Here is a 12,716-nt window from a genome sequence, read left to right as displayed (position 1 = left end):
AAGGAGCCATGTTATTAGATACCAAAACCTTAAAAAAGGTAACCGGTACAGATGTAATCTTGCAAGGGTACCAAATCAATGAAATTGTCAAGCAAAACGATGCCAATATTTGGTTCGCTACAGAAACAGGTGTTGTTCATTTTTTGAAGGATAAAAATACTTTTGAATATTATACATCTACTAGTTCACCAGAACCAGGTTTGTTGCATGATAATGTTAGTGACATCACGTTAGATAATGAAAATCGTTTATGGGCTGCGACCAGAAAAGGTATTAGTCTTTTTGATTTTAGGGAGGGTAAATTTAAACCGTTAGAAGAACCCGTTGAACTTAGGGATAAGTGGATAACTGATATGCTCACGTACACAAATGGTGATATTTGGTTTAACCTAAATAGCAATAGTGTCGCTAGGCTAAAATCTAACTTAAAAAGTTATAATATTTACGATGTTAAAAGTGGTAATAGATTAGATGTCTTTAGTTCTAGCGGTTTCTATAATTTTCAAAATTCAAATATATATTTAGGAGGTAAAAATGGTATTATTTATTTTTCACCGCATGCTATCAGTGAAAATAAGATTGCTAAAAAACCTATGATTACCGAATTTAAGATTCAGAACGAGGTAATTAATCCGGGTACTGAAATTAATGGTCAAATACCTTTAGAAAAAGACTTGAACGAGACCAAGAACATAAGCTTAGATTATAAGAATAGAAATTTTTCACTTCAATTTTCTGCCCCATCGTACGTTAACGAAAAGCTCAATAGGTTTGAATATATGTTAGAAGGTTTTGACGAAAACTGGATATCTACTACAAGCAATTCTAGAACGGTACAGTATACGAACTTGTTTCCTGGAGATTATACTTTTAAAATAAAATCAAGCAACAGTGATGGTTTTTGGAGCGATGTAAATTCATATCAAATTTCGATAACACCTCCTTTTTGGTTAACATACCAAGCTTTAATACTCTTTTTGGCATTGTTCATTTTAATCATTTATTTGATAAGAAGAGAAATGAAGAACAGGTTGCGTTTAAAGCAAGAACTAGTTACAGAAAAGGTAAATAGAGAGCGTGATATAAAATTGAATAATGAGAAACTTCGTTTTTTTACAAATATCTCTCATGAGTTGAGAACACCGTTAACACTTATTTTGGGTCCTGCTAAACAATTATTGGAAGAGAGTAGTGAGAACAGTAGCGAATACCAAAAGAGTAGGTTTAATCTCATACACCAAAATGCGAGTAGGTTACTTAATTTGGTAAATCAGGTTCTTGATTTTAGAAAAGCGCAAACTGGGGAACTAAAACTAAAAGTATCTAAAACAGATATTTTAATGTTTACAATGAATACGTTCGAGTCTTTTAAAGAGTTCGCTTACAACAAACAAATAGAATTAAATATTAATAGTGAAGTAGAAGATTTATTTGGTTGGATAGATCGAGACAAGTATGACAAAATTCTGTATAACCTTTTATCTAACGCCATAAAATTTACCAATAAATACGGGCACGTTGATTTGTTTATAAAGCTCAAAGAAACCAATAGCGAAATGTTGGTAATTGAAGTGAGTGATGACGGTATAGGTATACCTGTAAAAAGTCAGGAAAAAATATTTACCCGCTTTTACCAAGCTACAAATAGTAAGGAGAATAATACAGGGTCAGGTATTGGTCTTTCTTTGGTTAAATCTCTTGTAGAATTACATAAAGGAACAATCGTTGTTAAAAGTAAGCCTAATGTAGGTAGTACATTTACCGTAGAAATTCCCATAACTAGAAATGGCTATTCCAAAAAAGAAGTTTTTGAATTTATTTCAAATAAAGAGGTTGAAGAACCTGAAACATATGTGCCTGTAAAAAGGAAAACCACAAATACCGAGATAAAAGATAAGGTTCTAGTCATTGAAGATAACATTGAACTAAGAAAATATCTCATTGACTATTTATCTGCTTACTACAAGGTTTATGAGGCAGAAAACGGTCAAGAAGGATTACAACTTTGTAGAAAGATCAAGCCCATGTTGTGTGTAGCGGATGTTATGATGCCGGTTATGGATGGTTTAGAATTTTGCAATGAATTAAAGAACGACGAATTTATAAGTCATATTCCTGTTATTCTACTAACGGCGCTGTCAGAAAACGAAGATAAGGTAAAGGGGTATGATGTTGGAGCAGATTCTTATTTGGTGAAGCCTTTTGATCCTTCATTATTAAAATCGGTGATCGTAAATACCATTAAAACACGATTAGAACTTAAGGCTAAGTTTTCTGACGAGGTAGAAAGTGAAGTGGGGCTGCTTACACATTCTCCTGTAGACAAAGAATTAATGGAGCAAATCACCCAGATTATTGAAGATAATATTGATGATGTAGATTTAACGACCAACTACCTTTGTCAAGAATTAGGTATGAGTTCCTCAAAATTATACCGTAAGATAAAAGAGTTAACAGATTTGGCACCAAACGAATTTATTAGAACTATTAGATTAAAAAAATCGGCACAACTGTTAAAGACTAAAAAATATAACGTATCAGAAGTGACAGATTTAATAGGCTTTAATGATCCGTTATACTTTAGTAGATGCTTTAAAAAACAGTTTGGCTTTCCGCCTAGTAAATTATTGAAATAGAATCTTTTAAATGCCAGTTATATTTTTGGTTATCCATATTTATGACAGTATTATCCATCTTTTTTTGGCTTAATTTTTATAGATTGCATATAGATATTTTTTAAAATATCATATTCAACTTACTCAAAAACTAATTACAACTTTATGGAAAATGCCTTCAATAAACAGAACAATCCCATGGCTGATATCGACGATTGGGAAGATAACTTATTAGAGAGATACCCTGATCCAGAAGAAATCACAAAAGAAAAAGAAGAGTTTAGAAATTACGTAGACTCAGAAAGATTAGACACTGTCAAAGAATTTTATAAGATAAACCATCAATTTCAAACCTATGATTTTGTAGTTGAAAAAGAGAAAGAGTTCTTGCAGTTCAATAAAAAAGAAATGTCTATTTGGGAAGCGGTAGATTTTCTAAATACCCTGGTAGACGATAGTGATCCAGATATTGACCTTGATCAGTTACAGCATTTATTGCAAACGTCTGAAGCAATAAGGGCAGATGGGCATCCAGATTGGTTTGTACTTACTGGTTTTATACATGACCTAGGCAAAATACTTTGCCTTTTTGGAGAACCGCAATGGGCGGTAGTTGGTGATACTTTTCCTGTTGGTTGTGCTTATTCCGATAAAATAGTATATCCAGAATTTTTCAGTGCAAACCCCGATGCTACTAACGAAAAATACAATACAAAATATGGGGTCTATGAACCTAATTGCGGATTGGATAATGTAAAAATGAGCTGGGGACATGATGAGTATCTATATCAGATCATGAAAGATTATTTACCAGAACCCGCATTGTACATGATTCGTTATCATTCTTTCTACTCACAACATAGAGAAAATGATTACGGACATTTAATGACAGCAAAGGATATTGAGATGTTTGAATGGGTAAAGAAATTTAACCCATATGATCTATATTCAAAAGCGCCTGTTCCACCAGATGCAAAAGAATTACTTCCTTATTATAAAGAGTTGGTGGCAAAGTATTTACCTGAGAAATTAAATTTTTAGTTGTCCCAATTATTTGAGTTTAGCAATGCTCTAGCATATTCTACTAGAGCATTTTTTTTACCTAATATTTTCAAAACCAACCAATCTACCTATGTATACCGCTATTACATTTATTGCGTTTACCGCCTTTGTTGCCTTTTATTCTTGGTTTAAACTAAGAAAAGAAAAACTGGATTCTAAAGACGGATATTTTCTTGGAGGAAGAAGTTTAACGGGCGTGGTTATTGCCGGTTCAATGTTATTGACAAATATATCTACTGAACATTTAATAGGTATGAACGGCTCGTCTTATAAAAACGGGTTTATCATAATTGCTTGGGAGGTAACATCTGCATTGGCATTAGTGGTGGCAGCTATATATTTTGTTCCCAAATATTTAAAAATGGGATTGACCACGATACCTGAGTATTTAGAAAAAAGGTTTGACAGCACTACTAGAACTTTGGTAGCGCTATTTTTAATGGTTTCCTTCATTGTAACATTGCTGCCAATTGTACTTTATACCGGTGCAATTAATATTGAAAGTATCTTTAATATATCTGAAGTTTTAAACGTATCTAAAGAACAGGGGCTTTGGATTACTGTGGTCTGTATAGGTGTTCTTGGCTCTATATACGCAATATTCGGTGGTCTTAAAGCTGTTGCCATTTCAGATACGATTAATGGTTATGGTTTATTGATCGGTGGTCTGGCAATACCTATTATAGCCTTGTTTGGTATAGGGGACGGCAATTTGTTTGACGGTTTATCTAAAGTATACAACCATAGCCCAGAGAAATTTAATGTTATTGGGGCTAAAGACTCGGTATTACCATTTGAAGTGCTTTTTACGGGACTTATCATTAATCAGTTATATTTCTGGAGTATGAACCAAACCATAATTCAACGAGCACTTGGTGCTAAGAATTTGGTAGAAGCACAAAAGGGGCTTCTCTTTACGGGAGTTTTAAAAATTTTAGTGCCTATAATCATTATTCTGCCTGGTGTAATCGCCTTTTACTATTTTGGGGATTCTCTATATGATAATCAAGATATGATCTATCCTGAGCTCGTTAAAAAGGTTTTACCTATTGGTTTTGTTGGTGTCTTCGCTGCAATCATTATGGGCGCCGTTCTAAGTACTTTTAATAGTGTATTGAACAGTGCTGCAACTATTTTTAGTATAGATGTTTTTAAACGACATTTTGGTAAGAATGCAAGTGATAAAAAATTGGTAAGAATTGGAAAAATTACATCCACAATTCTTGCGGTGTTTGCCATATTGGTGGCTCCTATGGTTGCAAATGCACCAGACGGACTTTATCAACTTTTACAGCAATTAAACGGTATTTTCTTTATACCGATAGCATCAATTATGTTAGCAGGTTTCTTTCTGAAAAAGGTATCTGCCATGGCTGCCAAAGTAGCTTTGCTTGTTGGTTTAACGTTTTACATCATAACTACTTTTGTATTCAAGGTAGATATTCATTTTGTACATATTTGGGGAATTGAATTTGTTCTAAATGTATTGGTGATGTTCATTGTTTCATATTTATATCCTAATCATAAAGGAACAATGGAAGAAAATCATGATTATGTGGAAATGAAAGAATGGCAGTACACAAAGCCTATGGCTATCATCTTATGTATTATTACCATAGTAATATATATACTATTGGGTACTAATTAATCTTATTTTCAATGGGCAGAATTGTGACTGGAACTTTAATGCTGTTAATTTCTTTTACATTTATTTCTTGTAAAGAGACTATAAATGGAAAAGAAAGTAGGAATGTAGTGTCTATTGATTCACTTTTAAAAATTAGGTATCAGAAACTTTTAGATTACCCTGTAGATTCTATTGGGTTTCCAAGAAGTTATACGAAAGAAACCAAAGAAGTTTTTAAAGTTAAACCTAATGACTGGACAAGCGGATTCTACCCCGGTAATCTTTGGCAATTATATAAGTTAACAGGAGAAGAAGCTTTTAAGTCTGAGGCAATGGCTTGGACTAGTTTTTTGGAGAAAGAGAAAACCAACGGTGGTACCCATGATATGGGATTTAAAATGTACTGTAGTTTTGGTGAAGGTTATGACGTTGCCGGTAATGAGGAATATAAAAAGGTGCTTCTTGAAAGTGCTGCTACATTGACCACCCGATTTAATGAAAAAGTAGGCAGTCTGAGATCTTGGGATTTCAATAAGGATATATGGGAATTCCCCGTAATCATCGATAATATGATGAATTTAGAGCTTTTGTTTGAAGCCACTAAGATTTCGGGCGATAGCACATTTCATAAGATTGCTGTACAACATGCAAATATGACATTGAAAAATCATTTTAGAGAAGACAACAGTAGTGTTCATGTTGTTGTGTATGATTCTATTTCAGGATTGGTAAAAGATAAAATTACCCACCAAGGGTTTAGTGATAGTTCAGCTTGGGCTAGGGGACAGGCTTGGGGTATATATGGTTTTACTATGTGCTACCGTTATACAAAAGATTTAAATTATCTAGAACAAGCTAAAAAAACTGCAGACTTCTTTTTAAACCATAAAAACCTTCCTGAGAATGGTATACCTTTTTGGGACTTTAATGACCCTAACATTCCTAATGTGATCAAAGATGTTTCTGCGGCTACAATTACTGCATCTGCACTTGTAGAATTGTCTTCCTATACTAATGAGGTTAGTTACCTCACTTATTCTGAAAAAGTATTGAATACATTAAGAAGTGAGAAGTATATATTGTCGGCAGATACCAATGCTCCATTTATTTTGGATCATAGTACAGGTAACTGGCCTAAAAAGGATGAAATGAATGTGCCAATTGTTTATGCAGACTATTACTTTTTAGAATTGATATTTAGAATTAACAATAGTAAACTTCGTTATTGAGTATACTAATGAAAAAGAATGTGTTTGTTTAATGTAAATTATATCAATATTATTTCCTTAATAACTCACTCTTTTTAAAACTACATAAGAGTTATTAAATAATTCTGTTTTCTACTTTTGCTCCATCTAATAAATATTTCCACCGAAACAAATGAATTAATTTAATCTCATAATTATTTGTTTTTCAACAACGATTAAAATAAATGTAATTTTAACACTTTTGATAATTCAAATATAAAACATTGATAAACAGTGTCTTATATTTGAATTATATTTTTTTGTTAATATTTGTGTATTAGATTTGATTTTGCAATTTTTTTTAATTGGAATATTATTATATTTTAGTGTTAAAATGACACTTAACTATAAGGGAATTGAAAAGCTTTGCTTTACATCAATGTATAACAAGAGTGCTTACCATTCTTAAATTATAGCTAAATCATTTAAGAACTGTTTTAACAGTATTAATCTTTTTTAACCTAACCAAAATGAAAAAACTACTTAGTCAGGCTATAGTATGCTCTATATTCCTATTTCTCGTAATCGGCTTAGTGTCTTGTGAAGACGATGACACAGTCTCAACAGATGAAACTGTAATTGTAAAATCTATAAATGGTCTCGATAAAAATGCTGGATTTGGAATTCAAGGTGATTCGTTGGTGCTTTTGGGACAAAACTTTGACAAGGTCACTAGTGCAAATTTAATAGGAGAGGGCAATCCAATAAAATTGACCATTAATAATACTATTAACACTAATTTTCGTCTCATCTTTATTTTACCAAATTTAGAGAATTCTGACGTGGTTTATGGTTCAAAACAATTAGTCTTATCTGGTTCTTCAATAGATGACGAGACAATTGATTTTGATTTAAGAGTTCCTGGTAGACAGTTTGAGCCTGGTGCCGTATTCATTTCAAATTTTGATGGATTAGGGTTTGAAGAAGCTGGATCTGATAAATGGGGATGTTATGGAAGTCAAACCAGTTCGGGCGAAAGTTCAGATGACGAGTATGGTAATTATATTCAATTTATTTGGGATGGTAATCCTAGTCCAGGGTTTGGAGGATGTTTTAGTGGAACTTTTCCTGCAACAGGTATAGAAGAAGTTAATCCATTAAACATGGCAATTGCTTTTGATGCAGATGTAAACGGTGTATTGGGTACATTATTTACCGTAATAGCACAAAATAGAGCAGGAGAGCAATACACTGCCGATATAACAGTCAATGAGGAAGGTTGGCAAGAATTTTCAATAACCTTTGCCAGTTTTAGATTAGCGAGTGACCCAGAAGCAAGAATCATTCCTGCAGAAGTAGGTCAAATGTTGATAGCTATTAATCAATATACAGGTGTTGGACCGGCTACCCTAAATGTAGATAATATCAGGTTTGTACCACTTAATTAACCAATTAAACTAACTTTTCTTTTAAACCAATACGTCTATGAATATTTTAAAATTAAAAAATATAATTGCGTTTATGTTTATGATACTTAGTAGTAGTATCATATTCGCGCAATCTATTACTGGAACGGTGTTTTCGCTAGATGGTCCGTTACCAGGGGCATCAGTTGTTGTAAAAGGTACTACGAACGGTACGATTACAGATTTTGATGGAAATTTTAGTTTGAACAATGTAGAGCCAAATAGTATTTTAAATATTACATATTTAGGATTTATCGCACAAGAAATTCAGACAAATGATAAAATAGAATTCAATATAATCTTAGAAGAAGATGTAGCTTCTTTGGATGAGGTAGTTGTAGTTGGTTACGGTTCAAAAAAACGATCAGAACTGACAACAGCAGTTTCTTCGGTTGGCAGCGATAAAATTAATTCTTTACCGGCTGCTGACATAAACCAAGCTTTAGAAGGTAGAGCTACTGGTGTTCAGGTTCGCAACGGTGGCTCTCCTGGTGAAGCAGCTACGGTATTGATTAGGGGTTTTAATACATTTGGTGATGGGTCACCACTTTATGTGGTAGACGGTATATTTATTAGTGATATAAGCGCTATAAACCCAAATGATATCGAAAAGGTAGATGTGTTAAAAGATGCAGCTGCAGCCGCAATTTATGGATCAAGAGGTTCTAACGGTGTTATCATTATAACAACTAAAAAAGGAAAAGAAGGGGCTCCTAAAATTTCTTATAATACGTATACAGGTTATCAAACTTTTAGTAAATCAAGATATTATGATGTTATAGATACGGATCAATTAATTCAAGTTCTTATTGATGAAGATTTAAGAGTAGGCTCTGATGCGGCAGTAGGTGTTAATGAAACTCCTCCTCGTTTTTCTGATCCTGATTTTGTAGCTGCAAATACTAATTGGCAGTCAGAAGTCTTTCAATCTGCACCGATGTCCAATCATGACTTCTCTGTTTCTGGAGCGACTGAATTTGTAAATTATAGAGTAGGTGCCGGTATTTTTAGTCAAGATGGTATTCAATTGGATACCGAATTTAAAAGGTGGAATTTCAGTGCCAATACAGATTATAAGGTAGGTAAGTCGATTAAAATCGGTCAAACTTTAAATCTAAATTATAGTAGACAAAAAGCACCCGAACAAGTAGGTGGAGAGTTTTTGCCGGCCTGGGCATTAAAAATGCCTTCTTACTTACCCGTAAGATTTGAAGATGGCCGTTATGCTGGTACCGGTAGGGTTGAAGATTTAGTGACTATCGGTCAACGAAATCCGGTTCTTTTAGCTGATGTTAATGATAATGAACGATTAAATTCTAACATTGTGGGTTCTATTTATGGTGAAATTCAATTGGCCCCGGGTTTAACAAATAGACTTCAGTTAGGTGTTAATCTTTTTAATCAAAATTCTAGTTCGCAACAAAATACTTATGGTGAGGAACTTTTAGATGGTGATGGTACTAATATTAATAAAGTTCTTCAGAAAAATACTTATAGAAATTTAACCACAAGTTTAACAAACGTTTTATCTTATAATAAAACCTTTGGAGATCATAGGGTTGATGCTAGTTTTATATTTGAACAATTGCAGATTAAAATTAATACGGGTAGCACTAGGTACACTAGTGACGAGCCAAATACTATTACAGATTTCGGTGCCGGGGTTGTTGGTAATCTTGATACAAATCAAATTGTTAATATTGCATCATCATACTTACCTAATAAACTAGTTTCATTAGCGGGTCGTTTGGGGTATTCATATAAGAATAAATATGTTTTATCTGGCTCTATCAGAAGAGATGCCGACGGAAAATTTGCAGCAGGTTTTAGGGATGAAGTCTTTCCAGCTGCTTCTGCTGCTTGGATTGTTACCAACGAATCCTTTTTAAATGAAAACAACACAATCTCTAATCTTAAGTTGAGAGCTAGTTATGGTAAAACTGGTAATAATTCTGCTCAACAATTTGCAACTAATCCGGCTTTGAACAATACATTTGGTCCTGTAGGTGATGTTAATGGTATTTCTGTACTTCAGGTAAGCTCACCAACTTTAACTTGGGAGACAAGTACCAAAACTAATTACGGACTTGAATTTGGTCTTTTTAAAAATAAGTTTACGCTTGAATTGGATTATTTTACTAGTGAAAATGATCAGTTAATTGTATTTCCTATAGTAGATACTTCAGAAGGTCTTGAGCCGAACTTTACAAATGCCGGTAGAGTAGATTCTAAAGGTGTAGAACTAACATTGGGTTATAACGATTATGAAGGTGATTTTCAATGGAATGCTACGGTAAACGTCTCTACTGTTGATCCAGTCGTAAAAGAAGTGGCGCCAGGCGGTCAAGGTATACCGGCTGCAGAGGTAAGCTTTGGTGGTTCTAGTAGTGTTGTAGTTTTTAATTTGCCAGGAGAAGCACCATATTCTTTTTTAGGGTATGAAACAGAAGGAATTTTTGAAAGTGAGCAAGCTGCTATAAGTGGTTCTTTACAGTCACAGGCATTTCGTGAGACAAGTACAGGTGCAGGGGTTTCAAGAACTACCGATGATAATGGTAATCTAGTATACACAGTCTTAAGTGATGGTAGAGTAATTGACGCTAGTGAAATTTCTTTAGATGGTGATATAGGCACTTTTGCGGGAGATATAAGATTTAAAGATCAAAATGGAGATGGTGTTATTTCTGAAGAGGATAGAGTTGTAATAGGTGATCCAAATCCTGATTTTACATATTCATTTAATTTAGGTGCTAATTATAAAGGTTTCGATGCTAGCTTGTATTTTACCGGTGTTCAAGGAGTAGATGCTTATAATCATTTAAGTTATACCGTTGATAATTTTAATAGTACCGGACCTAGAAACTATTCAACCAGAATATTGGATCGTTATTCTGCAACCAATACAAATACTTCTGTGGAGAGATTTACACCTAATGATCCCAATAATAATGAACGCGTTTCAGATAGATATATTGAAGATGGTTCATATACAAGATTAAAAAATATAACTTTAGGGTATTCACTATCTAAAAATTCACTAGGGCAGTTATTGAATAATAGTGTTAGTAAATTACGTTTATATGTAAGTGCTCAGAATATTTTAACAATAACCGATTACTCAGGTTATGATCCTGAAATTAGACCAACTTATAATAGTGGTGGTGTAATTGATGGTATTGGTCTTGATAAAGGATTTTCACCGGCACCAGAAACTGTTATTGTAGGACTACAAATAGAATTTTAAAAAGGAATCAACATGAAAAATTTAATTAAATACACGTTATGTAGCTTAGGTTTGGCTATATGTTTAGTGTCTTGTAATGAAGATGAATATCTTCAATTTCAAGATACAAATGGTCTTAATGCAGCGGTTTTAGAAGCTACTCCAGAGTTGCAAGAATCTGCTGTCGTTGCTATTTATTCTGCATTTAGATCAGAAGGTATGTATGGCCGTTATGGTAATTTGCTTTATGATTATGTGTCAGATGAACTATCTATTAATATCTCTGGTCAGCCACAATTATCTCGTATTTCAGAATTTTTATTGGACGGTACATTTGATGCGCCCAGCGGATTCTATAAATCGGCATATTCTGGTATTGCAAAAGCTAACTTTGTAATAGAGGGTTCGGAAAACTATACGACAGAACCAGAGTTTTATGAGCCTTTAGTAGCAGAAGCTTATTTTATGAGAGGTTTATACTACTATATTTTAGCTACTAGATATGGTGATGTTCCAATTAAAATTGGCGAGAGTACAAGTGGTTTTCAACCTAAGAGTACACAAGAAGAAGTTCTTCAACAAGCTATTTCAGATTTAAAAATAGCTTCTGAAGGTATGAGAACCAAAGCCATTCAATCTGTAGGTAGGGCTACCAATGAAACTGCTTTTGCTATGCTTGGAAAAACCTATTTGTATTTAAAACAATATGATGAAGCTTATGAAGCTTTTGATCAGGTAACATCTTACTCACTTATGTCTAACTATATTGATAATTTTAATGTTGCAGGTGAATTTAATGATGAGACATTGTTGGAGATTGATTTTAGAAAAGGTTCACTAGACGGTCTTTGGGGTAATAATGTTGGTAACAATAACACATTGTCAACGCTACGTAGTGCAGATTATAGCGGATGGGGAAACAGTATACCTAATCCCGTTTTAGTAGAGGCATATGAGGATAATGACCCTAGATTCGATGATACATGGTGGGTTACCGGTGATTCTTACGGTACGGGAAGAACATGGGGTGTTGATCCAGATGTTGGTGATTTTTCAGGACCTACACTTGGTGGTACTAGAATGAAAAAATATTCTAGTTATATTGAAGATGACGTTCATACTCAAGATAATGGAACCAACATTAGATTGTTACGTTACTCAGATGTATTATTGATGAAAGCAGAGACAGAGTTATTCAGAAATGGTGGTAGTTTAAGCAATGCAATAGCTTTAATGAATGAAGTTAGGTCTAGACCAAGTGTAAGCATGCCATTATATGGGACTGCAGCTATGAACGATGCAGGCTATCCTGTAAATTCTGTAGATGAAGCTTTTGCGGCATTAATTCATGAAAGACAAATAGAACTAGCTGGCGAAGGTAAACGTTTCATTGATTTACAAAGATGGAATTTGGATATGGAGCTTTTGTTTAATACCGGTATAAAACCAAATTATTCTTTAGACAAACGATTCTTGCCAATACCAACGGAACAGATAGATACCAATCCATTAATAAATGATTGATTTTTAGCTAAT

Annotated in this window: 7 protein-coding genes; all 7 read left to right on the top strand. The window is 33.6% G+C overall.

All coding sequences use genetic code 11. The features are described 5' to 3' along the window. Nucleotides 1-2,636: ATP-binding protein (locus ABJI11_RS02115; RefSeq protein ID WP_348348986.1), on the top strand; the 2,636-nt coding region annotated here is incomplete at its 5' end. A gap of 144 nt (nucleotides 2,637-2,780) precedes the next feature. After that, nucleotides 2,781-3,656 carry an inositol oxygenase family protein gene (locus tag ABJI11_RS02110; RefSeq protein WP_348348984.1) on the top strand — a complete coding sequence of 292 codons (876 nt, stop codon included), beginning with the start codon at nucleotides 2,781-2,783 and terminating at the stop codon, nucleotides 3,654-3,656. 91 nt (nucleotides 3,657-3,747) lie between these two features. Continuing rightward, the gene (locus ABJI11_RS02105) at nucleotides 3,748-5,325 is read left to right on the top strand and encodes a solute:sodium symporter family transporter (protein WP_348348982.1); all 1,578 of its coding nucleotides are present in this window, start codon (nucleotides 3,748-3,750) and stop codon (nucleotides 5,323-5,325) included. Between the two features lie 11 nt (nucleotides 5,326-5,336). Continuing rightward, nucleotides 5,337-6,533, top strand: a complete 1,197-nt coding sequence (locus ABJI11_RS02100) for a glycoside hydrolase family 88 protein (RefSeq protein WP_348348980.1) — start codon at nucleotides 5,337-5,339, stop codon at nucleotides 6,531-6,533. Between the two features lie 488 nt (nucleotides 6,534-7,021). Further along, nucleotides 7,022-7,939, top strand: coding sequence for a hypothetical protein (locus tag ABJI11_RS02095; protein WP_348348978.1), 918 nt, complete (start codon nucleotides 7,022-7,024; stop codon nucleotides 7,937-7,939). A 37-nt stretch (nucleotides 7,940-7,976) separates the two neighbouring features. Continuing rightward, nucleotides 7,977-11,201: a TonB-dependent receptor gene (locus ABJI11_RS02090; protein ID WP_348348976.1), complete on the top strand. Its 3,225-nt coding sequence runs from the start codon at nucleotides 7,977-7,979 to the stop codon at nucleotides 11,199-11,201. 12 nt (nucleotides 11,202-11,213) lie between these two features. Continuing rightward, nucleotides 11,214-12,704: a RagB/SusD family nutrient uptake outer membrane protein gene (locus tag ABJI11_RS02085; protein ID WP_348348975.1), complete on the top strand. Its 1,491-nt coding sequence runs from the start codon at nucleotides 11,214-11,216 to the stop codon at nucleotides 12,702-12,704. Nucleotides 12,705-12,716: the final 12 nt, after the last annotated feature.

The organism is Maribacter sp., assembly GCF_039968975.1.
Classification (GTDB): domain Bacteria; phylum Bacteroidota; class Bacteroidia; order Flavobacteriales; family Flavobacteriaceae; genus Maribacter.
The sequence above is the reverse complement of the archived record's forward strand: the minus strand, read 5'-3'. Positions and strand labels throughout refer to the sequence as shown.

Excerpts from the sequence above, each read along its gene's own strand:
- ABJI11_RS02110 (WP_348348984.1), top strand. The coding sequence starts at position 2,781 with ATGGAAAATGCCTTCAATAAACAGAACAATCCCATGGCTGATATCGAC.
- ABJI11_RS02105 (WP_348348982.1), top strand. The coding sequence starts at position 3,748 with ATGTATACCGCTATTACATTTATTGCGTTTACCGCCTTTGTTGCCTTT.
- ABJI11_RS02100 (WP_348348980.1), top strand. The coding sequence starts at position 5,337 with ATGGGCAGAATTGTGACTGGAACTTTAATGCTGTTAATTTCTTTTACA.
- ABJI11_RS02095 (WP_348348978.1), top strand. The coding sequence starts at position 7,022 with ATGAAAAAACTACTTAGTCAGGCTATAGTATGCTCTATATTCCTATTT.
- ABJI11_RS02090 (WP_348348976.1), top strand. The coding sequence starts at position 7,977 with ATGAATATTTTAAAATTAAAAAATATAATTGCGTTTATGTTTATGATA.
- ABJI11_RS02085 (WP_348348975.1), top strand. The coding sequence starts at position 11,214 with ATGAAAAATTTAATTAAATACACGTTATGTAGCTTAGGTTTGGCTATA.